Source organism: Paenibacillus sp. Paensp111 (genome assembly GCF_059492195.1).
Map to the genome: position 1 here is coordinate 277,471 of NZ_CP168527.1, position 24,086 is coordinate 301,556.

21 protein-coding genes and 1 pseudogene are annotated in these 24,086 nt (G+C 51.8%); 16 read left to right on the plus strand and 6 right to left on the minus strand.

The genetic code is table 11. The annotated features are described in order from the left end of the window. The first annotated feature begins 39 nt into the window (after window positions 1–39). Entirely contained in the window at window positions 40–1,179 is a 1,140-nt protein-coding gene (locus ACEN86_RS01470) for an NAD(P)/FAD-dependent oxidoreductase (protein ID WP_495634184.1), read from the plus strand. A gap of 123 nt (window positions 1,180–1,302) precedes the next feature. Here ACEN86_RS01470 and ACEN86_RS01475 read toward each other — a convergent pair whose 3' ends face one another. The 3 genes from ACEN86_RS01475 to ACEN86_RS01485 form a co-directional block, all read right to left on the minus strand. Continuing rightward, entirely contained in the window at window positions 1,303–1,716 is a 414-nt protein-coding gene (locus tag ACEN86_RS01475) for a carboxymuconolactone decarboxylase family protein (RefSeq protein ID WP_495632618.1), read from the minus strand. Between the two features lie 81 nt (window positions 1,717–1,797). After that, window positions 1,798–2,466 carry a Crp/Fnr family transcriptional regulator gene (locus ACEN86_RS01480; protein ID WP_495632619.1) on the minus strand — a complete coding sequence of 223 codons (669 nt, stop codon included), beginning with the start codon at window positions 2,464–2,466 and terminating at the stop codon, window positions 1,798–1,800. 55 nt (window positions 2,467–2,521) lie between these two features. Next, window positions 2,522–3,430, minus strand: a complete 909-nt coding sequence (locus tag ACEN86_RS01485) for an EamA family transporter (protein ID WP_495632620.1) — start codon at window positions 3,428–3,430, stop codon at window positions 2,522–2,524. A gap of 154 nt (window positions 3,431–3,584) precedes the next feature. Here ACEN86_RS01485 and ACEN86_RS01490 point away from each other — a divergent pair, with 154 nt between their 5' ends. Both ACEN86_RS01490 and ACEN86_RS01495 read left to right on the plus strand, forming a co-directional pair. Next, complete coding sequence (locus ACEN86_RS01490; RefSeq protein ID WP_495634185.1) at window positions 3,585–4,382, plus strand: hypothetical protein; 798 nt, start codon at window positions 3,585–3,587, stop codon at window positions 4,380–4,382. Between the two features lie 113 nt (window positions 4,383–4,495). Continuing rightward, window positions 4,496–6,160, plus strand: a complete 1,665-nt coding sequence (locus tag ACEN86_RS01495) for a DUF6138 family protein (RefSeq protein WP_495632621.1) — start codon at window positions 4,496–4,498, stop codon at window positions 6,158–6,160. Window positions 6,161–6,350: 190 nt separating this feature from the next. On the opposite strand, the gene ACEN86_RS01500 is transcribed toward ACEN86_RS01495, so the two are convergent. After that, window positions 6,351–7,739, minus strand: coding sequence for an SMI1/KNR4 family protein (locus ACEN86_RS01500; RefSeq protein WP_495632622.1), 1,389 nt, complete (start codon window positions 7,737–7,739; stop codon window positions 6,351–6,353). A gap of 414 nt (window positions 7,740–8,153) precedes the next feature. Here ACEN86_RS01500 and ACEN86_RS01505 point away from each other — a divergent pair, with 414 nt between their 5' ends. From ACEN86_RS01505 to ACEN86_RS01550, 10 genes and pseudogenes are all read left to right on the plus strand, one after another. Further along, window positions 8,154–9,992, plus strand: a complete 1,839-nt coding sequence (locus tag ACEN86_RS01505; RefSeq protein ID WP_495632623.1) for an HSP90 family protein — start codon at window positions 8,154–8,156, stop codon at window positions 9,990–9,992. Beyond that, window positions 9,989–11,068, plus strand: a complete 1,080-nt coding sequence (locus tag ACEN86_RS01510; RefSeq protein WP_495632624.1) for a hypothetical protein — start codon at window positions 9,989–9,991, stop codon at window positions 11,066–11,068. Before ACEN86_RS01505 ends, ACEN86_RS01510 begins: the two co-directional genes overlap by 4 nt. A 311-nt stretch (window positions 11,069–11,379) precedes the next feature. Next, window positions 11,380–11,919 (plus strand): sigma-70 family RNA polymerase sigma factor, encoded by a 540-nt coding sequence (locus ACEN86_RS01515; RefSeq protein WP_495632625.1) that lies wholly within the window; start codon window positions 11,380–11,382, stop codon window positions 11,917–11,919. A gap of 3 nt (window positions 11,920–11,922) precedes the next feature. Next, window positions 11,923–12,918, plus strand: coding sequence for a DUF4179 domain-containing protein (locus ACEN86_RS01520; RefSeq protein WP_495632626.1), 996 nt, complete (start codon window positions 11,923–11,925; stop codon window positions 12,916–12,918). 159 nt (window positions 12,919–13,077) lie between these two features. Next, a pseudogene (locus ACEN86_RS01525) lies at window positions 13,078–15,863 on the plus strand (glycoside hydrolase family 3 C-terminal domain-containing protein). Between the two features lie 267 nt (window positions 15,864–16,130). Beyond that, a complete protein-coding gene (locus tag ACEN86_RS01530; RefSeq protein ID WP_495632627.1) occupies window positions 16,131–16,424 on the plus strand; it encodes an AbrB/MazE/SpoVT family DNA-binding domain-containing protein in 294 nt (97 codons plus the stop codon). Window positions 16,425–16,426: 2 nt separating this feature from the next. Beyond that, complete coding sequence (locus ACEN86_RS01535) at window positions 16,427–16,825, plus strand: type II toxin-antitoxin system death-on-curing family toxin (RefSeq protein WP_495632628.1); 399 nt, start codon at window positions 16,427–16,429, stop codon at window positions 16,823–16,825. 65 nt (window positions 16,826–16,890) lie between these two features. Then, window positions 16,891–17,439, plus strand: coding sequence for a hypothetical protein (locus ACEN86_RS01540; protein ID WP_495632629.1), 549 nt, complete (start codon window positions 16,891–16,893; stop codon window positions 17,437–17,439). Between the two features lie 33 nt (window positions 17,440–17,472). Then, complete coding sequence (locus ACEN86_RS01545) at window positions 17,473–17,892, plus strand: DUF3995 domain-containing protein (RefSeq protein WP_495632630.1); 420 nt, start codon at window positions 17,473–17,475, stop codon at window positions 17,890–17,892. Window positions 17,893–17,976: 84 nt separating this feature from the next. Beyond that, window positions 17,977–19,143, plus strand: a complete 1,167-nt coding sequence (locus ACEN86_RS01550) for an acyl-CoA dehydrogenase family protein (RefSeq protein ID WP_495634186.1) — start codon at window positions 17,977–17,979, stop codon at window positions 19,141–19,143. Between the two features lie 98 nt (window positions 19,144–19,241). Here the strand turns inward: ACEN86_RS01550 and ACEN86_RS01555 are convergent, their stop codons facing one another. Both ACEN86_RS01555 and ACEN86_RS01560 read right to left on the minus strand, forming a co-directional pair. After that, the gene (locus tag ACEN86_RS01555) at window positions 19,242–19,694 is read right to left on the minus strand and encodes an ASCH domain-containing protein (protein WP_495632631.1); all 453 of its coding nucleotides are present in this window, start codon (window positions 19,692–19,694) and stop codon (window positions 19,242–19,244) included. A 170-nt stretch (window positions 19,695–19,864) separates the two neighbouring features. Next, window positions 19,865–20,650: a YheC/YheD family protein gene (locus ACEN86_RS01560; RefSeq protein WP_495632632.1), complete on the minus strand. Its 786-nt coding sequence runs from the start codon at window positions 20,648–20,650 to the stop codon at window positions 19,865–19,867. A 182-nt stretch (window positions 20,651–20,832) separates the two neighbouring features. On the opposite strand from ACEN86_RS01560, the gene ACEN86_RS01565 reads away from it, so the two are divergent. The 3 genes from ACEN86_RS01565 to ACEN86_RS01575 are packed head-to-tail and all read left to right on the plus strand — an operon-like array spanning window position 20,833 to window position 24,029. Further along, window positions 20,833–22,062, plus strand: a complete 1,230-nt coding sequence (locus ACEN86_RS01565) for a phenylacetate--CoA ligase family protein (RefSeq protein WP_495632633.1) — start codon at window positions 20,833–20,835, stop codon at window positions 22,060–22,062. 16 nt (window positions 22,063–22,078) lie between these two features. Further along, a complete protein-coding gene (gene sbnA, locus ACEN86_RS01570) occupies window positions 22,079–23,077 on the plus strand; it encodes a 2,3-diaminopropionate biosynthesis protein SbnA (protein ID WP_495632634.1) in 999 nt (332 codons plus the stop codon). Then, window positions 23,061–24,029, plus strand: a complete 969-nt coding sequence (locus ACEN86_RS01575; protein ID WP_495632635.1) for a 2,3-diaminopropionate biosynthesis protein SbnB — start codon at window positions 23,061–23,063, stop codon at window positions 24,027–24,029. Before sbnA ends, ACEN86_RS01575 begins: the two co-directional genes overlap by 17 nt. Window positions 24,030–24,086: the final 57 nt, after the last annotated feature.

A 24,086-nucleotide genomic window follows, 5' to 3' on the forward strand; every position in this document is an offset into this window, starting at 1 on the left:
TAATGATAAGACTGGAAGCGATCCGGAAGGGAATGAATCATCATGAAAGTCATTGTTATCGGTGCCGGAATTGCCGGCGCATCTACGGCATATCACCTGGCGAAGTTAGGAGCGGATGTGCTCATTATCGACCGGCAGGAACAAGGGCAGGCTACGGATGCGGCCGCAGGGATTATCTGCCCATGGTTGTCCCAGAGGCGGAATCAGGCTTGGTACCAGCTGGCGAAGGCCGGTGCCCGTTATTACCCGGCTCTAATTGAAGAGCTTGAACGAGAAGGGGAGACGGAGACCGGCTATGCCAGGGTAGGTGCTCTTAACATACATATGGATCCGGAGAAAATCGGCAAAATGGAAGAACGTGCATATCAGCGCCTGGAAGACGCACCGGAGATCGGTGAGATTACCCGGTTGGATGAGCATGCAACCCGCGAGCGGTTCCCCCTGCTCGTGGAAGGGTACGCTTCCCTTCACATTAGCGGGGCCGCCCGGGTCGACGGGCGGGCGCTACGTGATGCTTTGCTCCGAGCTGCTGTGAGGAATGGAGCTGAGCTAATATATGAGGACGCTAAGATTGAATATCATGCTGGCCGTGTAACGGGCGTAATATGCGGGGCAACCAGCTACCCGGCTGAGAAGGTTATCGTGTGCGCGGGAGCATGGGCGGGGCAGGTGCTGAAGCCTTTGGGTGTTGATTTTCAGGTGAGATATCAAAAGGCCCAGATCATGCATCTGCAGCTCCCAGACGAGAAGCTGAATACAGGTGAATGGCCGGTAGTAATGCCACCTTCGGATCAATATCTGCTTGCCTTTGAGCAGCAGAAGATTGTGGTGGGAGCTACGCATGAGAATGATATTGAAGGCTATGATACGCGGGTAACCCCAGGCGGTATGCATGAAATCATCAGCAAATGCCTTGCCTGGGCACCGGGACTGGCAGAGAGTACCTTTCAGGAGGTAAGAGTGGGATTTCGTCCATTTACAGCCGACTTCCTGCCGGTAATTGGAGCGGTTCCGGGCTGGGAGGGGCTTTTGGCGGTCAACGGACTTGGCGCCTCTGGATTAACAATGGGCCCGTTCATCGGTAGCCAGATGGCCAAGTTAGCGCTGGGCATGCAGCCTGACATTGATCTGACCGATTATGATGTCAGCAAGGCTGTTCAGAACAACACAAGGCAGTGAATAATCCGACGTTATTCGAACAACTGCCCCAATAGAGAACCCGGCCGATGGGGGCCGGGTTTTCTTTTGCTGCAAGAGGAGCGTAACGGCCGCATAGCTTAGGTTAAACAGCCCTGCGAAAAGCTAACAAAAACAGCTCGGTGTGCCCGGGCTAGGAGGCTCCTCGGTTTTTTCCTGACTGCCCGAATGCTCCTCCTCAAAAGCAAGCAGGGAATGGGTGGCGTGGCTCAGTACCGCCCCGGCCCGGGTCGAGGTCGCTACCAGTACGGCTTCAAACATTTCTTCCCGTGTCCCGCCAAGCGATTTGAATTTCTGGGTGTGGACATCAATGCAATAAGGACAGCCTGTCACGTGTGCAACGGCGAGTGCAATGAGCTCTTTAGTCTTAAGGGGAAGGGTGTGGAGCTCATGATATACTTCCTTTTCGAATGCGAAGAAGGACTCAGCAGCCTGTGGAGCAAGCCGAATGAGCTCGGGCACCTTCTTGAGGTTGGAGCTGTCGTAATAATTCGTACGTTGATCACCTGGGTTCTTCATACAAGTTCACCTCTAAATTGAATTTGTATTTAGCTTAGCAGTCTCCCAGCACATCAACCGTGACAAAGTCACATTGAATCGTTATGTATGTATGAGCTCAAGCAATAGATTGCGGTCCAGAACTTGGATACAGCCTCTGCGGGCTGCAATGATATGGTTACGGGCAAGGTCCTTCAGGGAACGGCTGATCACCTCTCTGGCTGTCCCGAGTTCAACAGCTAGCTGCTCGTGGGTGATTTGCAGAGTCATCTGGTTGTCAGTATCCATCTGCTTCAGCAGGAATTCCGCGATGCGATACGGGATCGATTGGAAGGCAATACTCTCTACAAGCTGAGTGACAGATGTAATTCTTTCGATAATCTGCTGGAAAATATGCTGCTTGAGCGGCAGATATAGGTCCATCCATTTCCTGAACAAGGGGATGGGTATTAATAGAACCTCGGTGTCCACTTCAATAGAAACCGAGGCCTCATAAGGGGTCTCTCCTAAAATACTGGCCATCATAAGCACACAGCTTTGTCCATTCTGCACACGGTAAAGGGTGACTTCTCTCCCTTGCGGGGTGATTTTATAGATACGGACAGTTCCTTGCAGAATGAACATAGCATGCTGCAGGACATGGCCTTCTCGTATGAAATGCGGGGTAGCCCGAGTAACCGTCCGGATCTCGGCCTCCGCCCAATCTTTTTCAGGGATCAGGGACAGACAGGGGAGCAGAGAGGAGATTCGCTTCATATCGGCTTGGAGCATTTTTGCAGCCTCCTTATACTAGGTTCTAGAATCATTTTCAAGCTAAGCGAAAGTGTTACAGTTCGTCCGCAATACCGAGCAGAGCTATGCCAACCATGACGATCATCACCATGGCATACTGCTGCTTGCTCAGTCGTTCCCCCAGAAAGATGCGGGACAGGAGGACCGAGAAAATGCTGTACGAAGCAATCAGAGGCGCGGCAATAATGGCATTGCTGGACATGGCGAACACATAGAAGAACTGCCCGGTTGTCTCTAATATGGCAGCATAACCCTTCACACGTTCTTTGAACAAATTGAACGGCTGTTTCTTAATGAACTTGAGGTATGTAAATGCTAACACGGCACATATGAAAAAAGTGAATTCATAAGCAATCAGCGCAGCGTCCTCACTGATTAAATGAAGCTCATCCAGATAAATGCCATCGGCAAAGGTTCCGAGCCCATCGATCAAGCAGTACAGAATCGGGAAAATGATGGCCATAAATCCAATTTGATATTTGATGTCGATATGTACTGAACTGTTCAGGAGCGCTTTGTGCTCAGCTCTCTTTTCCAATATGGCGATCCCAATAACTCCGCAAGTAATGATCACCACGCCCATTATTTCGATGAGGCTCAGATCGTGGGTGAAGAATATGAACAAGAGGATGGCTGTAACGGCTCCTGAAGAATTCTGCACGGGAGACGCCAGTGAGAGCTCCATATATCTGAGCCCGATATAACCGATCGTCATCGACAAGATGTACAGTGCAGAGACGGGGAAATAGCGAATCAAGTCCACAGGATTAAAGCTTAATCCTTGAATGAACATATAAGCGGTGGCGTGAATCCCCATCACCAAGCCTACCATAATGACGATTCGGATATGACTGAGCCGGTCATGGCTGTCACTGCCTTTTTTATAAAATAAATCTGCACCTCCCCAAGTTAAAGCTGTCAGTACGGCAAATAAAAACCACATCGTTCACTCTCTCCTTGTTACTAAATTCACAATATAGATTGCCATGCTTCATACCTTTCCTTTCCTGTCTTTTCCAGTGTATCATGAAAAGATATGGAGCTGTGCAGCCATGTTTCCCTAGTAAATATCTCTGAATAAGCAGGAGGAATACATGATGGATTCCAAGGCTAAGAAAATTCTAATCAACACACATTGGACCTCCGGCCGCTGGAGAGATGGAGAGTTCGTCTGCTCGGACGAGGATTTCCAGTATGCAAAAAGCAAGGGGCTTATGTTCGATCCGGTGACGATATCGCATGACGAGTGCGTTCGAAGACTGAGAGAACTGCACGAGATGAGCATTACGAAGAAAAAGGTGGCCCGCGCCTTCCTCCATAGTCTATCTACACGCAAAGTTTACTGGCGGAGCGCCTTGTCCAGCTATGCGCTTACGCATGACTTATCTATACATACCTATGCGCAGCGGCAGCCCGAAGGGCCGTCTTACTCCGCTTGCGGAGTGTGCAATGATAACAAGCTGATGGCGGACGAGCAATACACCGACGAAGATTGGAATGTTCTTAATTTTGAGCGTGTGAAATGGGGCGGCGTTCGGCTTAACTATTTGATCTACTGCTTAATGGACCTTGAAATTCTCGCCAAGGAAGAAGAATTCGAGGTTAGCGAGGAGGACATTGCCATTCTGAAGCGGATGCTTGAGGCCGTGGAGGCCTGCGGCGATGGGGAAGCAGCCCGGCAGCTCGAGAAGCGCTGGAAGGAGATACTGCCGTCCAATCCATATGAGCGGGATACCGTGATGGAGATTTGGGGGTTCGCCGGACTGCTGCAAGCTAAGGATGATGATCGCCCGGATCGCGGGCGGGGGACGGATTTTGTATCGATGGCAGCCTGGAGGGGCGAGGATGGGTACAACCGTGAAAGAGTGGAGTTCTATTTCGGGGAGTATTTATAACGTACTAACTCTAAGGCTGAGAAGTGGCATCCAACGAGTGAGATTTTTTTTCATAGAGATATCGAATCTGTTCATAGTGTGTCTTAACCTTTTCCAGTGGGAGGGCGTTACCGTTGAGCGAAGCTGTAGAGACTTTTCTGAATGAGGTATGGAACGAAGTGATGGCAATTTACGCCAAGGAGAGCCGTAGTATGGGTCAGGTCAAGAACCGCAGCAGACTGCAGGCCGGGATAAGGGATTACCTGCGGGTAGCCTGGAGAAAAGGCAAATTCAACTGGGCAGAGGGGCACATCCACATCGACGTGTCTGAACCCTTCTCTTGGAGCGACAGCTCGTACCAAATTGAGGCGGGTCCTTATATCGAGGAGTTGACCAATGAGCAGCTTACGGACGAGTTGTTCCCGGCGTTGTGCGGGCGAATGGATGAGCTGCTTCGGTCGGATGAGTTCGGCGCGCAATTTTTCGACTACCGGCTGGATGTCGTGTTCTTATTTGAACGGGAAAATTCAACTATTACTCTTCATCGCAGGCTGGTGAATGAGTCCAAGCTGGCTGAGCTGCGGAAGTCGCTGGAGCATTTTATCGAGTCCAAAATCATGTCCGACTTGCCCGTGCTGCCGGGTGACCATGATCTGTTCTTTTTTGCCCGGTATTTGATCAATCCGGAATTGATGAGTCAGGACGAGAAGGTGATTGACCCGCTGCTTCGGCAGCTGTCGGGCAAGCTGCATAACTTCCCGAAGCGCAGAGACGCGTGGAACCGGCAGTGTGCTTCGGCTTTTAGACAGTGGGCGGAGGATTATTTGCTTCCGCAGTATTTTGAGCGTGAGGGCGATTATGGGCATGATTGGATATTGAAGGGAGAGCCGGATCCCGCCGGAGTAGACCCTGTGGAATTGGATTTCTTCCTGTATGCGGCCCTGCAGATTGGTCTCACCGAGCCGGATACCCGGCAGAAATATCTGGAGCTTGCAGTGAGTTTGGGCTCCAAGCGGGCCCAAGATTATCTGCAGACCGGCAGCGGCAAGTTCAATAGCATCCACGCTAGTGAGCGGATGGAAGGCAAGAACAATGACGTGACACAGACGATCGATATCCGGATTCTATCTGAAGAGGAGCAGGCCTACGGGGAAGCCCTGGATTATATAACCGGCCTCTTGCGGCAGGGGTTCCCTAAGGGTTACCAATTGAAGCTGAAGAGCAGCCAGAAGCATTTACTGCCCGTCAAAAAGCTGGCCAAGTCCAAGCTGCACCAGTTCTTTGCCAATGCGCTAAGCTACCCGGGGTTATATCCCAAGCTAGCAGAGTATGCGGACACCGCGATGGAGGAGTTCGCGTGGTACGGGGATGTGGAACCGGGCGAGAAGTCAGTGATGCCGGGAACCTACGCCGTAATGGGCCTTGGCCTATACAGCGAAGCTTATTTTCCATTGGTATGCCGCTACATGGAGCTGGTGGATACAGAGCACCAGATGGTGCAGGACGGTTATGCGGAGGCATTTATCCAGGCCCATGGTGTACAGGCGGAGCACATGCCGGTGATCGTATCGATCCTGCTGGGCGGGAACGAGGAGGGCAGGCAGGTCAAGAATTTGCTGATTGACCGCCCTGAGCTTGCGGATGCACTTGTCCAAGCGCTGCAAGGTAAGGAGGATCATCAAGCCCAGCTGGTGCTCAGCCGGATCTTCGGGAGCCCGAAGAAGCTGGCCGGAGCCGCGCGTCAAGCGCAGCCGCCGCTGCGGGAAGGACTGGAGGAGCTGCTGGGGTTTTGGGGTTAGGACGCGAGTTGCCTGAACGGCTGCTGGCGCTTTGAGGTTAAGCAAGAGGCTGGAGCAGCAGCTCCTTCTCTGATGTAAACTTTATTGAGACGGTAAAAGACAGGAGCCCGCGTGGTACGCGGGCTCCTATTGTAGTTGACCAGCAACGGGTTGACTAGCCAAGCGTTAGCCTAGCGCCTGTTCATGCAATTCAGGCCTGCTCCAGCTGCCGGATCAGCTCGGCTTCGGCCTCAGCCGTCAAGCTCAACCGGCCCTGCTCTTCGGCAATGCGTCCATCGCGTATACGCTGGTCCAGCCAGTCGGTAATCCACCCGGGCGCATAACCGCCTTGGCTAAATTCACCGCCGAAGGCAATCATTTTCGGATAGACATCCAGGTACTGCTGGCGTCCGGTATCCGGGTAGGACCTCGTATAGAGCCAGAACTGCACGTCATACATCAGATAGGACAGCGGATCGTTATGGAACGAGAAATGCCCTTTATCTTCAACAATGCGGGTACAGATACGCCGGATTGTGGACTCGATCTGCGGCACTTCCGTGACGTGAGCGCACAGCTCCTTCAGCAAGGGGGAGAAATCCCCGGTGGCCACCCTGTGGAGATCGGCCTCTTTATCCTCTTCAGCAGTATCGAATTCCTCCTCGCTCACCAATCCTTTGATGAACGTCTCGAAATTATCAGCCAGAAACGTGATTTCATAATCACTCTCCTGATCCACATGAATGACCGAGGGCTCACCATCCCGTCCGCAGGCTCTGTAGTCCAGCATGACCACGTCATGACCGGCAGATGGACAGTCGCAGATGACGACCCCAATGTCAGGATAGCCCCAGTCTTCAATCATGAACCGGCTGCCGGTGTCTCCGCATAGGGAATAGCTTTTCTCCCGGCCGATACCCATGATGCTGGTAATGGCAATATGATCCTCAGCCCAAGAGGTCGCTTCATCGGTAGGGAAGCAGGTATTCTTCGGAACCCCGCCGTTCTGCTGCTTCATCAAAGCGATATACGATGCGGGCAGCTTGTATCCCAGCTCTTCTTCAACCGAGGCGATCATCTCATCCGTTGGCGGTTCGCTAACGTAGGCCTTCCTTGCATAGTCGCTGTCTTCCCAGAACTCGCTCATGAACTCATCCGTAAAGGGAACAGCATCTCCATTCGCGCGCCCCGGCTCTACCGCAGCTGCAGCCCGTCTGGCTGCCATTCGCTGCTCCTCTCTGAGCTGCTTTCCGGCTTTTCGCTGGCTCGACTTCAGCATCCACTCGGTGTCCGGATCGCCAGGCTCCAGCTTGTCCGCAGCACCAAAAGCCTGCGCCGCCTCACCATACCTGCACAAATAATAAAGAGCATATCCAGCACGGTACTGCCACAGCGGGTCCTGCTGCCCCGCATCTGCTATGGTGGCCAATTGCGAGAGAGCTTCTTCATAGAGCTCCAAGTTGTTATAAGCCCTTGCCAACCGGCTGACCGCTTCATAATCCCGTTCCTCTTCGGGAATGGCCAGCAGCGTATCGACGATCCGCTGATGTTCGTCTTCTTCATGCCACTGGGTTAACTGATCGATTAGTGTCTGGTCCATTGGTGAGCCTCCGAATATAGATTTACTTGTCATGTTACTTGCGGATATCGCTTGTATATGTAGTTACATGGTGCCCATAAGGAAGTGCTAGCGGCGTCTACTCTCCAGCACACGGGCATGATCTAGGAGCACCCACTGATTCAGTTCGTCATAGCCTTTCACGGTCGCAGTGAGCTTATATCCGGGATACATCTGTTCCTGGGGAGTGGTGTGGTCAAGGGCAGTGGTATCCCAACATTACCCGTGTAGACAAGTCTATTGTATATGTCGCAGGTATGTAGGTGTCAAATGTTATGAATCTGGACGGACAGGACGATTGTTGTCTATCAATCTCTTAATAACTGTCTATTTTTCCTTTGGGGTATAAGTATGGTAAAACTTATATAAACATATATAGGAAAAGGAGGGACTATAATGAATTCGCATATGCAGGAAGAATTCCGTTTTCAAGTCGATCTCAGCGGAATGATTAACATATTATCCAATCATCTATACAGCAGTCCCAAGGTGTTCTTACGGGAGTTACTGCAGAACGCGGTTGACGCCATCACTGCCATGCGGGAGAGGGATGCCTCTTATCCAGGGCAGGTGAGGGCAGAAGTCATCGGAACAGGCAGCAGTGCAACGCTGGCTATGGAGGATAACGGGATCGGCCTTACTGAGGAGGACATTCACGAGTTTCTGGCGATGATCGGGCAATCCTCCAAGCGAAAAGACGGAAAGCTGGTGGGGGAAACCTCATTTATCGGCCGGTTTGGCATTGGCTTGTTGTCCTGCTTCATGGTTAGTGATGAGATTGTGCTTCTAACCCGGTCGGCCAAGGGAGGTCCCTCACTAGAATGGCGTGGGAAGCCGGATGGTACATATAGTATACGTAAATTGGAGAACGAGCTGTCGCACGGAACTAAGGTCTACCTAAGATGCAAGCCGGGTTGCGAGCTCTACTTCGATCCGGCCAATCTCGAAGAATGGCTTGGTGATTATGGGGCCCTGCTCCCTTACCCTGTTGTGCTCGAGTCGGAGGGCATCAGCAAAACGATCAATATCCCGCATCCGGACTGGATGAACGATTTGTCTCTTGTCCGGAGAAGACGCGAGGAGGTTCAGAAATTCGGCGAGCAGCTGCTTGGGGAGGCGGTTCATGATTTTATCCCTTTAGCCTCATCCTCCGGTCGGACCTCTGGAATTGCCTACATTCTGCCATACTCCGTTAATCTGAACGCCAAGCGTTCGCACCGTGTATACCTGAAGCATATGCTTGTCTCTGAATCGGCGGAGAACATTCTTCCGGACTGGGCCTTTTTTGTCAAATGCATCATTTGGACGGATGAGCTGCAGCCGACAGCTTCGCGGGAGCATTTCTATGAGAATGAGAAGCTGGAGACGGTTCGTACAGAGCTAGGGGAGTCGCTGCGCCGTGAACTTATGAATCTGGCAGAACAGGACCCCGAGAGGCTCAAGGGGATCATCCAGCTACACGCCTTGTCGATGAAAGCCTTGGCAGTCGAGGATGAGACGTTCTTCCGAATGATCCACCGGTGGCTGCCTTTCGAGAGCAGTTATGGCCGTAGGGATCTTGGCGAGCTGCTGGATGAGAACGATGAGCTGTATTTTACACTTACACTGGATGAGTACAGACAGATTATGCATGTCGCCGCCGCGCAATCGCTGCCAGTGATCAACGGGGGATATGTATACGATGCCGGGCTGCTCGAAGGTGTACAGAGGCTGTACCCGGGGAAAAAGATCGAGCGGCTGCTGCCGGAGGATGTCTCCTTCTCCTTTACCGACCTTACGCCAGGGGAGCGGAGGCAGTACTACGAGCTGATCAGGGAGGGAGATATTGCGCTGCAGCCATTCCGCTGCAGGGTTCAGCTTCAGCGGTTCAAGCCGGCCGCGCTTCCTTCTCTGTTCACCCTGTCGAAGGAATCCTCCGATCTGCGGAGCCTGATTGCTGCTGAAGAAGTGAGCACCACGGAGCTGTCGTCGATTTTAAACAGCTTGGGTGCCTCCCATCAGGAGCAGGTATACTCCACACTGTATCTGAATTTGGACAATGAGGTCATCGCACGGGTCTTCGGCTCTAATCATCACGGTATACTCAGGGCGGCGATCGAAATGCTGTACGTGAATGCGCTGATGATGGGGCATTATCCGCTGAACCGCAAAGAAATGCAGGTGCTGAATGAGGGCATATTGAGGTTTATTGATCTGGGATTATCGCAGGCTGACAAGGGAGGAGACAACGAATGAGTATGGAGCTTGAGTTTGAGGATTTGCTGGAGGAAGCCATGGACCTGCCGGATTCCCCGGCTAAGATTGATTTGTTAGAGCGGGCTATCCGGTTAGCCGATTCCGCGGGAGACATGGAACAGGGATATGAAGCGCGCAGCATGTTGGTGAATACGGCTTCTTTTAGCGGATATCCGATGAAGGCACTGGTTGCCTTCTCTTGGCAGCTGGGGCAATACGATAAACACCCTGAGCTGTTCGAGTATGATCTGCATAGCCTGTTATGGTCCTACAAATGGATTCTGGACGATCTTCCTTCGTTCCCGGACATTCAGCTTGGCCAGATTTATAATTTGCTGGAGGACTTCAAGCTCCGTATCAAGAAGGCGGGTCATACCGAGAGAACGTATGAATACTATCATTTCCGTGTGGCGATGTTGACGGGAGAGCTTGGGCAGGCCGGCGAATATCTGGACAAATGGCGACCGGTTGATCGCGATTCCCTGAGCAACTGCCAGGCCTGTGAGCAGGATGTGCTCGTTGAATATTATTTCATGTTGGGTGATTATGAGCGGGCACTGGCTGAGGCGAAGTCCATCATGAGCGGCCACATGTCCTGTGCTGAAGTACCCCATGTGACCAACCCTAAGCTGCTCATGCCGCTGTACCGTACCGGGCGGCGGGATGAGGCGGCCAAGCTGGAACGTGATAGCTTCCGGCTGATTAAAGGCAACCGCGACTTTATCAAGGCTGCGGGACAGCAGATCATTTACCTGACCCATGCGGATCCCTTCCGGGGGCTTGAGGTCTATGAAGCGTTCGCATCGCTGACTCATAATCATGAGAGCCCGATGTTCCGCATGGCCTTTGATATTGCGGCAGCTGTCCTGTTCAAGCGCCTTGCCCGGGAACAGGTGAAGTTCAATGTCCGCCTGCCCGCGTATATTACGGAGGCCGGTGCGGCAAGCAATGTGTCGCGCCTGTCAGAAATCTACGCCGGTCTGGCCTTTGACGCCGCTGGTAAATTTGATAAGCGCAACGGCAACCGCTTCTACACCGATGAGATGGAGTGCTTGTTGGCACAGGTGAAGGAGTAGGCTTGGGGAAGGGGAACTTGATCCCAAATAGCGATAGGGTAATGGTCTCATCTCGAGCTGATCCTCTGACTCGGGTGCCGGGAATGTTGGTATTAGGTGGAAAGCAAGAAGACGGCGGAAGAATTGAACAAGATTCCGAAGTAGACTTCGTTCCATTAAGGATTATTGACGGGCTGCCTCTCTGAGGCAGTCCTTTTTGTTTGAGAGCAAGCTCACCGAAAGAAAATGTAGAAGGGATGTGATAGGTTTAGACCTTTTCACTCGTATTACCTAATAGGTACCGGGAACAAAGTGAGGGAGGGCAGCTTTTCTTGAATACAATATCTGAGGACGACCTTGTAGAGCAAATTAAGAACCGCGATGAGAGAGCGATCGCTTCTATTATTCAGACCTGTGGAGGGCAGCTTTCGGCCATTATCAGGCGTTATGTCCACTACAATCAGCAGGAGTACGAGGAATGCCTGGACGATGTGCTGCTGGCGGCATGGCAGAATATTAGCTCTTTTGACCCTGAGAAGAATACGTTCAAGCAGTGGATTGCGGCGATTGCGAAATACCGAGCTATAGATTATCAGCGCAAAATAATAAGAAACCAGAGCCAAATCACCCATACTGAGATAACGGATGATTTATATAGGGCAGAGCTGGTGCCGACGCATCAAGATGTTGATGAGGTGCTGCGCCACTTGTCCCAGGTAGAGCGGGAGATTTTCGTGAAATATTACTTGGAGGGCGTGCCTTCCCGCGAAATGGCAACTGAGATGAAAGTAAAAGAATCCTGGATCCATAACAAGCTTTCGCGCGGACGGAAGAAGCTGAGACAGCTGTTCATTTCAAATAAAGAGGTGTAGTAGATGTCCTTATATGAAGATTTAAATAATGTACGGATCGATGTGTCGGGATATGAGGAAGAGACGCTAACAGAGATTGACCGGAAAAGATGGGAAAAGCGCGTGCTCCGCAAGCTTCCTAAGCGCAGAACGCCTTCCATGATCAAATGGGCGGGACTGGCAGGCGCCATTGTCTTAACAGCAAGTCTAGTAATCCCGCTGGGGAGTACAGCGCTGGCTAAAATGCCACTAATTTACCAATTAATCGAGAGTTTCATCCAAGTGGATCACCCGCCTGATCTATCCAATTATAAGACGACCGTTGGCGAAACGGCCGAGAATGCCTATGGCAGGATGACCTTGAACGAAGTGCTGGTCGATACGGATCGGCTGTTGATTAGTGCCACATTGGAGCCTGCAGAAGGTGTGAACACGGACTTGGACAAGGTGTTATCCCTAGCTCCTAGTATCTCCGTTAACGGAGAGGAAGCTCCGCATCCGTTTTGGAACCAAGGATTTGGCGAAGAGAACAATGACACTTATACGATATCTGGGGATGTGCCATTAAATACTCTGCCTCATTTTCCTAAGGGGGAACTGCTTCAGATTAAAATTTCTTATAACTTCTCGGGGAAAGAAATGCGTGCTCAAATGGATAAACCATGGGTATTTGATGTTAATGTATCCACAAAGCAAATGCAGAAGGATACCGTCACCTATGAAATCAATAAGCCTCTTCCTCTCAAGCATGGAGGAACGGTTACAATTAATAAGGTTGTGAGTTCCCCTATCTCGACAATACTTTATTACGATGTAAGCCAAGCTCAGCTCGGAACCTTCTGGATTAGACTGGTATCCAAAGGTGGAACGATAAAGGAACTTCAATCTTATGAATCCAAATTTAGTGGAGAACGCACCTATCATCGCTATGGCCCCCTGGATCTAAAGAAAGAGACATACTGGATCGTGGCCGAGGATAAGAACGGCAAGGAAATCAGCCCCCGTGTTCCAATTAAATAAGCACGAATAAGCCCGCTCCTAGAGCGGGTTTTTGCCATCTAATCGGCTAACTCTCTCTTCTCATATCTTTGGCCGTGTTAACAAATTCTCATTCAATTCTACCGAGGGTTTGCTATAATCTTTGAATGACAGAACATTTCAGCATGAGGAGGAGATTACTTGAGCGCGCAGAAGATAGGAGTTCCGTTGGAAGGTTTTGCTGATTTCAGTAGGCAGGTAGCCGCAGAAGGTGCTGTGCTGTTAAAGAATGACGATCAGGTGCTTCCGATACAGGAAAGTGAAAGCGTTTCAATTTTTGGCAGAACCCAAGTGAATTATTATCGCAGTGGTACAGGGTCGGGCGGAAGTGTGAACGTCCCCTACACTACGAATCTATTAGACGGCCTTCGGAGTAACAAGAAGATTACCGTTAATGAGAAGTTGGCAGCGTCTATGAAAAGTGGATCGAGCAGAACCCGTTCGATAATGGGGGAGGCGGCTGGGCTGCTGAGCCTTGGCACCAGAAGGAAATGCCGTTAACCGATGAGTTCGTAGCCCAGGCGAGGCAGGAGTCGGACAAGGCCATCGTTGTCATTGGACGTACAGCCGGCGAAGATCAGGATAATGCGAATGAGCCGGGGAGTTACCAGTTAACTGATGATGAGAAAGAAATGCTCAGACTGGTAACTACGAATTTTGAGCGGACCGCCGTAGTGCTGAACGTATCCAATATAATGGATATGAGCTGGTTGAACGATGAGCGTCATATCCATCCGATCGGATGTGTCATTTATGCTTGGCAGGGCGGGATGGAAGGCGGCAACGCGATTGCTGACGTCCTCTCAGGCAAGGTAACTCCGAGTGGCAAATTAACCGATACGATTGCCTACTCCATCGAGGATTATCCGTCCACCCGCAACTATGGACATGAACTTCGGAACTTTTATCAGGAGGATATTTATGTCGGGTATCGGTATTTCGAGACCTTCTGTCCCGATAAAGTTCAGTTCGAATTTGGCTTTGGCTTATCTTATACCGAGTTCAAGCTTGAGCCTGAAGAAGCCAAGCTGACGGTCAAAGACGGAGAACCGCATTTAGAAATCGGCGTTACCGTCACCAACGTGGGGACGAGCTATGCTGGCAGGGAAGTCGTGCAGGTCTACTATGAGGCACCGCAGGGAAAGCTGGGTCAACCGACTAGATCTCTATCTGCATTCGCAAAAACGAAACCGCTTTCGGCCGGAAAGTCACAGCATCTTTCCTTAAGCTTCGCCGTGCGTTCCATGGCCTCTTATGATGACAGCGGAGTGACCGGACATCCATCCGCTTATGTTTTGGAAGCTGGAACGTATAAGCTTTTTGTAGGGAGTAGTGTCAAGAACTTGGCTCAGGTCGGTGTGGAAGGAAAAGACGGGCACGAAGTGGCGCAGCTTCAGGTGGTGGAACAGCTGCAGGAGGCGCTGGCGCCAACGGAGAGCTTTACACGCATGATGCCGGGCGTACGTAAGGAAGACGGCACCTATGAGCTCATCTTTGCCGATGTACCGACACAGAAGACCTCGCTGGCGGAGCGGATCGAGAAGAATCTACCGGTGACGTTGGAGCAGACCGGGAATCAAGGCTACACATTAAAAGATGTGTATGACAGCACTGTCACGATGGAAGCATTCATCGCCCAGCTTAGCGATCAGGATTTAGCTGCCATCGTTCGAGGAGAAGGCATGAGCAGTCCGCTGGTCACACCGGGTACGGCCTCCGCCTTTGGCGGTGTAAGCGACAGTCTGCTGGGGTACGGCATTCCGGTCGGCTGCACGGCAGATGGACCCTCCGGGATTCGGATGGACACCGGGCAGCAGGCGACGCAGGTAGCGATTGGGACTTTGCTGGCTGCAACCTGGAACGTGGATCTGATCGAAGAGCTGTATGTTCTGGAGGGCCAGGAGCTGCTGAGCAACAACATTGACACCCTGCTGGGGCCAGGTCTGAACATCCGGCGCAGTCCGCTAAATGGGCGCAACTTCGAGTACTTCTCGGAGGACCCGCTGATTTCGGGAGCATTTGCCGCTGCGTGTACACGGGGGATGATGAGAGGCGGCTCTAACGCGACGCTGAAGCATTTCGCCTGCAATAACCAGGAGAAGCACCGCAGCAAGGTGGATGCAGTCATGTCGGAGCGGGCCCTTCGGGAGATCTATCTGAAAGGCTTCGAAATTGCAGTACGGGAGGGCGGAGCCAATTCGATTATGACCTCCTACAATCCCGTTAACGGGCATTGGGCCGCATCTAATTATGACTTGAACACGACCATTCTTCGCGGAGAATGGGGCTTTAAAGGCATTGTTATGACGGATTGGTGGGCGGTTATGAATGATGTGGTCCATGGAGGTCCGGCAGACCGCAAATTCACGAACTGGATGGTTCGTGCACAGAACGATCTATATATGGTTGTCAGCAACTATGGCGCTGAGATCAATGCCTATGATGATAATACCCTGGAATCCTTGGACAATGGTACGTTAACCCGTGGAGAACTGCAGCGTTGCGCCATGAATATCTGCGAGTTTCTGATGAAGGCGCCGGTATTCTCGAGAGACCAGATGATTGAAGAAGCGGTAAATGCATTCGTGGCGAATCCGGCTCTATCACCGGAGCAGGCGCAGTCCCTATCCAAGGAGGCACGGATCAAGCCTGTCCCAGCGGGTTCTACCCTCATCGAGGTAAGCCAGCCCGGACTTTACCGGGTTTTTGTCAGCATCATGTCTCCAGAAACGGAATTGGCTCAGAGTGCCTGCAACGTAATGTTGAACGGTCAATTGATGACGACGATTCAGACTAACGGGACAGATGGCCAATGGATCAAGCAGAAGCTCGTCAAAGTTGAGCTAGAGGCCGGTCTCTATGAGATGAAATTGGACTTCATCAAGCCGGGTCTGCAGATCGACTGGATCGAATTCAAACAGGTGTAAGACAGAAGATTCTTGAGCACGCAAAGATCCACAATCGCGCCTGATTGTGGGTCTTTTGCTTTCTATCCCAGCACTGTGAAGCTCTTAAGTATACAGAGCAGGGGAGTAAATATAACAAGTTACAAACTTTGTTCAAATGTTCGTTCTTAGGAAGGTTATTTCAAAATGAATACGCATTTGATACAATGTACATACGTAACAAAGTTATAACTTTACTACACTGTATTACTTATTATTTCCAGAACATACTATAGGAGGAGAAAATCAATGAATGGTGTGATTAAAATGAATGAAAACAGTCCCCAAAGGGTTCGTATTTCTCGAAAAGTTGGAAAAATGGGAAATAGTCTTGGGATTAGTTTGCCTAAGAAGCTTGCAGACAAGCTGAATATTGTACATGGGGATGAGATCGAGTTCATTGAAAACGATCAAGGGGATATTTTGATTAAAAAGGTTCGGCAAATAAAACTTCCCGAGAATGTTAGACCTGAAGTGCTTGAAGCTTTTTACGATGTTTTTGAAGAGGACCAAGGGATACTTGCTGATCTGAGGGACCGCTAACCATGATAACTTTTCTGTCGATAGAAGAAGTGGTCTCTGCCCATTACTTTATGATGAGGAGAATGAATGACGAAGCGCAAGCAGGGGTGAAAGATTATGCATTACTCGCCTCTGCGGTACATAGACCCCAGCAAAGTCTGTTTGGAGAAGATTCATATCCCTCTTTGTTCGATAAGGGGGCAGCCTTGCTGGAATCTCTAGTCAAGAATCATTGTTTCCACAATGGGAATAAACGAACAGCCTATCTGGCAACCAAATCATTTTTAATGGTGAACGGCTGGCACCTAAGACTCGAACGTATGTATGCAGTAGAGTTTGTTGTTGATATTGCAAAAGGGCTGTACTCATTGAATGCTATAAGCGGAATTTTAAAAGAACATTCTGAGAAAAAGGGTAATTAGACATCTCATGTTAGTAAATACATACCTTCAAATCCTAGAACAAGACTACCTCAGGGAGAATTAACATGCCAAAACGACTCACCCTCTCTATTGTAGTCATATTTATTCTTGTCCTCATACTGGACTATTCCAATAAAGGCGTCATCTCCTTTCAGCTCTTAAAGCCTAAATTGGAGGAGCTCCATACGACGATCACGCCCGCCGCAAATAATGAGCAAGCCTTCAATACATTGAAGAACCTGCCTGAAGGCGGACGGCCCCCGGATCTTATTACGCTCCAGGACCCCGCGAAGCTGGGTGATCCGTCAGGATACACCTTCGTAACCCTCACCCTGACCATAAGAAATACAGATTATATCAAGATGAAGAACCTGTATCTCGATCTGGAACACACCGCCGCCAATAAAGACCAGATTATTCTTTATTCCAGAGATCTGCAGTATATTGAAATATCTCCTTTCGGGGCGTCTTCGGTCTCGCTCACTGCGTTAGTGAAGACGAATAACTCAAGCAACAAAGAGAAAGAGATCAACCAAATTCTGAATCACAGCCATGTACGAATAAGGTGGGGGAACAATCATAATTTAGCAGTTGAATTGCCTTGGAATAGTTAGTTAGCACCTGCAACAATGGAGGAGGAACAATCTATGGAAATTTTGAGCTGGATTATTGGCATTATTCTATTTGTATTAAGCGGAATACATATCTATTGGATATTTGGAGGGCGATGGGGAACGACCGCTGCGATTCCGAGCAGGGGAGAGGAGCCACTATTTCGCCCATCCGCAATAAGTACAGGCGTGGTAGCACTCCTGCTGGCCTTGGCGGCTTGGCTGGTATTGGAACTGGGGGCAATTACGCCTGTCCTGTTCCCGGAAGTTTTGCTGCGGATCGGAGGATGGCTTCTTGGAGCCGTGTTCACGCTCAGGGCCATCGGAGATTTCCGCTGGGTGGGTTTCTTCAAGAAGACGAAAGGGACGACCTTTGCCCGCATGGACAGTGTTTTCTTTTCCCCGCTGTGCTTGTTCATAGGGGTGTCTGTTCTGCTTATAGCCGCATGGCGGTGACCGGCTTCTATCAGAAATAACAACTAATTCATATATATTTATCGAATAGATCGGTTAAATAGACGTTAAGGGGGCTGGCACATGTTGAATTTATTCATACGAAATGAATCCCAGCAGGAATGGCTGGACAAGCTGCATCAGAAGGAAGCTGCGTTCAAAGAGAGGGCGGACCGGATCGATAAGCAGGGGATTTTCCCCGTGGACAATATTCAGGAATTAACGGAGCTTGGGTATACACGGTCGACTCTGCCCGCTTCCTACGGAGGCTACGGGCTGGGGGTATATGATATGGTTCTTCTCCAGGAGACACTGGCGAGCTACGATGCTTCCACGGCACTGTCTCTTGGCTGGCACCTGTCCGTGGTGGGGGAGCTGTTCGAGAAGCGTCTCTGGACACAGGACAAGCTGGAATTCATCGCGCAGGAAGTCCAGAATGGGGCCCTGCTTAACCGGGCCGCCAGTGAGGCTCAGACCGGAAGTCCAACAAGAGGCGGGCGTCCGGGAACCACAGCGGTGAGGAAAGACGACAAGTGGGTGATCTCAGGACGCAAGATTTTCACGACCTTGTCTCCGGTGCTGACCTATTTCATTGTATCGGCCTGGATTGAAGAGGAAGGGACGATCGGACAGTTCCTGCTGCACAAGGACCTGGCTGGACTGCGCATCGAGGAGACGTGGGATACGATGTCGCTCCGGGGAACGGGAAGTCATGACCTCGTTCTTGAAGAGGTTACCGTGGGTGAGGATCAGCTTGTTGAGCTTGGGCCTAAGCGCGTACCAGCAGGTCCGGGAGGCCAGCTGAATGCCTGGCTGCTTCATATTCCGGCCTGCTACCTGGGCATTGCCCAGGCGGCTCGGGACTATGCGCTGAACTTCGCTAACGAGTATACGCCGAACAGCATTAGCGGACCGATCAGCCAGCTGCCGAACGTGCAGCATCTGCTAGGCGAGATCGATCTGGAGCTAATGAAGGCAAGGCATTTCTTGTATAGTGTGGCCGAGGCCTACGACGATGAAGCCCGCAGAGCGCATCTGAGTACGGAGCTGGGCGCCGCCAAGCTCGTCGTCACCAATTCGGCCATTTCCGTCGTGGACAAGGCGATGCGGGTTGTGGGCATTCGCAGCTTGCAGAATGATAATCCGCTTCAGCGCTACTACCGTGATGTAAGAGCCGGGCTGCACAATCCGCCGATGGACGATGCTACCTTGAACAAAATTGCCCTATCCGCCATTGAACAGGCGAGGAGATAGCGGATAGTAACCTGCGCTTAATAACGATGGGTTCCCTACCCCAATCACATTTGCTTAAGCACATACAAAAAGCTTGGAGATCTCCAAGCTTTTTGTCATTATTTTTTGACATCTACTAATTCAAAACGTTCACACACCAGCATCATATCCTCGGAGAATTCAAGGCCTACAGCTCGTAGTTCTTTGGTGAAAAACCTCTCGTGGGCTCCCCTCCAGTAGGCATAAGTCCTGTCTCCTTCACCTTCGGCCACAGCAAAATCCTCCGGAACCTCATTCATGGGCATAATCTTCACCTCAGTTGTTCTGATTATTGCCAAAGGCTCATCTGTACTGCTCAAGATAATGCTGTAATCCTCAGCGGAGGGCAGCGGTTCGTTATCAAGCTCGTAAAAGATCAGACCGGAACAGGTGGCTGTCTTCACCCCGTCTATAACCAACCCAGCCAAATGGTCTGGACTTCCCCCAAATTGCCAAGCGCTTACCTTTTCAGGATGCTCTTGACCCTGGGACTCCCAATATTTATTCCAATAGGTGTACGAAGCAGTATTCATATCTCCCCTCCTAAAACCACTAAGGACGAACGATCTCAAGTTAAGTATATCAGGTCCATTTTACAAAGAGGAAGGGAGTACGTGAAGGCAGCGGCTTTGCCTGAGACAGCTCAACATTGCCGCCACGGGCTTTTATACGGCTGGAATAAGGCTGTCCGGCACTCCGCGCATTACCTTCCGGGACGGGCCTTGCCGCAATTAAGGGGATAGGTACGCCCGTAGGCCTTACCATAAGCCACAATCCGGTTAATCAGGGACGAGTCCGGCAGCAGGGTAAAAGGGCAGGGGTCCGGGCGGGTATTGACTTCGAGAATCCACGGCTTCAGCCTGTGGTCCACAGCAATATCGAGACCCAGCTCGTTCATGAACGGGTACCTTTTGGCCATCTTGGCCGAGGTAAGCAGAGCCATCCGGTCCATTCGCCGCAGCAGTCTCCTCGCTCCGCGCCTGCCCGCCGGGCGGCGCAGCAGCTCTTTAGGGTCGTAGATGGTACCTCCTTGACTGCCGTTCGTCACGGCTTTGCGGGGATGCGCGACCCTGCCGGCTGTGCCTGTAGGTTCCCAGATGCGGTCAGGTCTGCGCTGAATCATCACACGGAAGTCAAAGGGTCTTCCATGGTGCCGGAGCACATGGATCCCCTTTTGGATCAGGTACCGCTTATGCCGGGTAATCCTGTGCAGCTGGGCGGCGAGCGATCTGAACGAGCGGCATTTCACGGGATGGGTCCCCTGATGGTAGCTGTAGTATCCTTTGCGGACTTCAACCCGGATAACCCCTACGCCCATCGAACCGTTGTCCGGCTTTACATAGACCATTCCATAGCGGTGAAGCATCTCCAGCAGCGCCCTCCGGGAGTAAGGACGAATCGCCGGAAGGTGACGGGCAAGCTCGCGGCTGGAGAGCAGAATGTGGTGTTTAAGCAGCTTGCTCTTAACACGTCTTTTTGATTGGCTCAAAAATGGTCAGCCCCTTTCCTGATCCTAACAAAATAAGTTGAACTCAACCTATATGGCTTAGCCGATTGGCCATTGTTCATCTTATGGGGGCGGCAGCTCGTATGTGTTAGACCAGAACCTAGCGGGAAGAGTCTGCATACGCTACAAAGTGAACGAAAGTGAGCCTTAAGGAGTGTTCAGTGATGAATATGCCCGCCTGGGTGGTGGAGACATGGAATACAATGAGCAGATCGTTCCCTTGGATTCAGGCGCGCCGGGGGAACCCGGATAGGAGAGACAGACCTTTTAGTGAATCGGAGCCTCCGCCTCTGGTGACGGCAGAGGATCTGGAGACGTACTACTATGGCCCGGAATTCCCCCTCCCGGTGCAGAAGCCGCTGCATATGTACCAGACGTCCGGCACAAGCTCCGGGCGGCGTAAGCGAATTTACTATTCAGACGCCGATGAAGCGGCCTATCTCTCCATCAAGGAAGATGTATTCCGGGCTGTGCTGCAGGGAAGGAGCTATCGGAGCGCGCTGTCGGATATGGGGACAGGTCATGCCGAGGCAACGGCGCTGGCTGTCTTCAGAGGACTTGGAATGGAGGCGGATTCAATCTCCTTCCGGCTGCCTGTAGCACTGCATCTTGAGAAGCTCTCGGCTATGAAGCCGGAAGTGCTGTACGCGATGCCGTCCATTCTTGACCGTATTCTGGATGCATCGGATAACCCTGCTTCCTATGGGATCCAGCAGGTCATCCTGGTTGGGGAGATCGCTTCGCCGGGCTGGATCCGAAGAACCGCACAGCAGCTCCGAATCCCGGTAGACCGGATTACTGATACGTACGGCTCCATTGAAGTCGGAACGATCGCTTATTACTCCTATGCCCATGATCGTTACCTCGTGACAGAAGGGTTATGGGCGGAGGGAATAGATACGGGAGAGCTAGGTGAGGATCTTCAGCCCCTGCCTGAGGGCGAACAGGTGCTGGTTCTGACCTCTTCAGTAAGGGAGGCTTTCCCGGCTGTACGGTACGTCACCTATGATGTGGTCCGGGATCTGCGGCCAATCCTGGTAGACGGGCAGCTTCGGCAGAGCTTCAAGAGCCTGGTCCGGCGAATCGGCCCGGATCTGAAGCACGGGGAGAAGATCAGTATCTATGACATTGAGAACGTTGTATTTGGCTATGCGGGCAAGGCAGGGTTAGCTGTAGAGGTTGCGGGAAATGCACTCCGATTGCATATTGATGGCCCCGAGCTTAGCCCGGCGCTTATGAAGCAGATCCGCCAAGAGGTCGAGGGCCGTATTCCGGAGCTTGGACAGATGATCCGATCCGGTATTCTCGGTGAAATTGAGATTATCCATGGCAAGGGCCCGGCCGCTCGCGGCAATAACAGTGCGGTAAAAGGCAAACGAATCTGGTACAGCTAAAAGGGGGCTTTGTATCATGAGGCTGAGTGGAGGTATTGCCGACATTATTGGCGGCACACCCCTGATTCATATGGATAGGCTGTTCAAAAATGAGCCTTATACAGTCTATGGCAAGCTGGAGTGGATGAATCCGGGCGGAAGCGCCAAGGATCGTCCGGCTCTGTTCATGCTGAGAGAGGCGATTCTTCGCGGGGACATCACCGAGGAGAGCGTAGTGGTTGAGTCGAGCTCGGGCAACCTCGCCATCAGCCTGGCCCAGTTGTGCGGTTATCTGGGAATCCGGTTCATCTGCGTGGTAGATCCGAGAACGACTGAGCAGCACAAGAAAATTATTCGCGCGCTGGGCGGCGAGATTGATCTGGTTACCCAGCCTGACCCGGCTACCGGGGAGTATCTGCCGGCAAGACTCCGGCGGGTACAGGAGCTGCTTGCGCAGATTCCTCATGCATACTGGACCAATCAATATGCCAATCCGGATAATGCGCTGGCCCACAGCAGGACTACCATGAAGGAGATCGCCGACCGGATTGGACCTATCGATGTTCTCTTTTGCGGCGTGAGCTCCTGCGGCACACTCCATGGATGTGCGGATTACATCCGTGAACAAGGTTGGTCCACCCGAATTATAGGGGTGGATGCGCTGGGCAGTGTAATCTTCGGAGGGGACAAAGCCCCCCGGAAATTTCCTGGTCTCGGATCTGGCATTGTACCCGGCCTGTACCGCAGTGATCTGGCGGACGAAGTCGTGTATGTGACGGATCAGGACTGTGTCCAGGGCTGCCGGGAGCTGGTAAGCAGGGAAGCCATCTTGGCTGGAGCTTCGTCGGGAGGCGTCATCTCGGCTGTCCGTAAGCTGAAGGCATCCATTCCCGATGGCGCTATCTGTGTATGTCTTTTGCCCGACCGGGGAGAACGTTATCTGGATACGGTATTCAATGAGGAGTGGGTGAAGCAGGAGCTTGGAATGCCTCCGGCAGGCTCCGGGGAGGCTGCGGCTCATGCTATATCTGAATGATGGCCATATCCGGAATATCGGATGGGATTGGTTCCGGCTGACAGATATCATTCGACAGGTGGTTGCCCTGCAGGATCAAGGGAAGACCGTGCATCCTCTTAAGCCGTACCTGCGGTTCGGCGATCCAAGCAACCGGATTATCGCCATGCCTGCCTATGTCGGAGGGGGGCTTCAGCTGGCCGGCATTAAATGGATCGCCAGCTTCCCGAAGAATCGTATAGCTGGCCTGCCCCGCGCCCACAATACGATCATTCTCAATGATACGAATACCGGTAAGCCGCGGGGATTCCTGAAGAGCAGTCTGCTCAACGGTACCCGGACAGCGGCCGTCAGCGGAGTAATGCTCCGAAGTTACCTCGAGGCCCGTGAGCCAGGAAGCGTCAGCATCGGAATCGTCGGGTGGGGGCCGGTTGGACGGCTTCATCTGGAAATGTGTGCGGCGCTGCTAGGCAGCCGGTTGAAGCAAGTCTATCTGTATGATCTAGAGCCTATTCAGCTGGACTCGGTTCCTGAAGACTTGCGCTCCCGAACGGTAATTGAATCCAATTGGCGTCAAGTATATCGGCAGTCGGATGTGTTCCTCACCTGTACTGTGTCCGATCACCGCTATATTGATGAGCGTCCGAGAGAAGGTATGGTGCTGCTCCACGTCTCGCTCCGGGACTACCAGCCGGAGAGTATCCGGGATCTTCAAGCTCTGGTTGTAGACGACTGGCAGGAAGTGTGCCGCGAGAATACCGATCTGGAACAGCTTCATCTGCGCTATGGCCTGCAGCAGCAGGATACGATGGACTTGGCGGATGTGGTTCTTCGTCAAGGCTTGAATAATTACACTGCGAGTGAGCCGATATTATTCAGCCCTATGGGTCTTGGGATATTTGATCTTGGAGTAGCCGGGTACTATCTTGAGCAGGCCGAGCAGCTTGGACTCGGAACGGTCCTGGAGGATTAGCGCTACCGCCTGATTACAGGCTTTGTGGAGTCCGTGTCTGTATAGGTAAACCAGGAT

Excerpts from the sequence above, each read along its gene's own strand:
- ACEN86_RS01475 (WP_495632618.1), bottom strand. The coding sequence starts at position 1,716 with ATGAAGAACCCAGGTGATCAACGTACGAATTATTACGACAGCTCCAAC.
- ACEN86_RS01480 (WP_495632619.1), bottom strand. The coding sequence starts at position 2,466 with ATGCTCCAAGCCGATATGAAGCGAATCTCCTCTCTGCTCCCCTGTCTG.
- ACEN86_RS01485 (WP_495632620.1), bottom strand. The coding sequence starts at position 3,430 with ATGTGGTTTTTATTTGCCGTACTGACAGCTTTAACTTGGGGAGGTGCA.
- ACEN86_RS01490 (WP_495634185.1), top strand. The coding sequence starts at position 3,585 with ATGGATTCCAAGGCTAAGAAAATTCTAATCAACACACATTGGACCTCC.
- ACEN86_RS01500 (WP_495632622.1), bottom strand. The coding sequence starts at position 7,739 with ATGGACCAGACACTAATCGATCAGTTAACCCAGTGGCATGAAGAAGAC.
- ACEN86_RS01505 (WP_495632623.1), top strand. The coding sequence starts at position 8,154 with ATGAATTCGCATATGCAGGAAGAATTCCGTTTTCAAGTCGATCTCAGC.
- ACEN86_RS01510 (WP_495632624.1), top strand. The coding sequence starts at position 9,989 with ATGAGTATGGAGCTTGAGTTTGAGGATTTGCTGGAGGAAGCCATGGAC.
- ACEN86_RS01520 (WP_495632626.1), top strand. The coding sequence starts at position 11,923 with ATGTCCTTATATGAAGATTTAAATAATGTACGGATCGATGTGTCGGGA.
- ACEN86_RS01530 (WP_495632627.1), top strand. The coding sequence starts at position 16,131 with ATGAATGGTGTGATTAAAATGAATGAAAACAGTCCCCAAAGGGTTCGT.
- ACEN86_RS01535 (WP_495632628.1), top strand. The coding sequence starts at position 16,427 with ATGATAACTTTTCTGTCGATAGAAGAAGTGGTCTCTGCCCATTACTTT.
- ACEN86_RS01540 (WP_495632629.1), top strand. The coding sequence starts at position 16,891 with ATGCCAAAACGACTCACCCTCTCTATTGTAGTCATATTTATTCTTGTC.
- ACEN86_RS01545 (WP_495632630.1), top strand. The coding sequence starts at position 17,473 with ATGGAAATTTTGAGCTGGATTATTGGCATTATTCTATTTGTATTAAGC.
- ACEN86_RS01555 (WP_495632631.1), bottom strand. The coding sequence starts at position 19,694 with ATGAATACTGCTTCGTACACCTATTGGAATAAATATTGGGAGTCCCAG.
- ACEN86_RS01565 (WP_495632633.1), top strand. The coding sequence starts at position 20,833 with ATGAATATGCCCGCCTGGGTGGTGGAGACATGGAATACAATGAGCAGA.
- sbnA (WP_495632634.1), top strand. The coding sequence starts at position 22,079 with ATGAGGCTGAGTGGAGGTATTGCCGACATTATTGGCGGCACACCCCTG.
- ACEN86_RS01575 (WP_495632635.1), top strand. The coding sequence starts at position 23,061 with ATGCTATATCTGAATGATGGCCATATCCGGAATATCGGATGGGATTGG.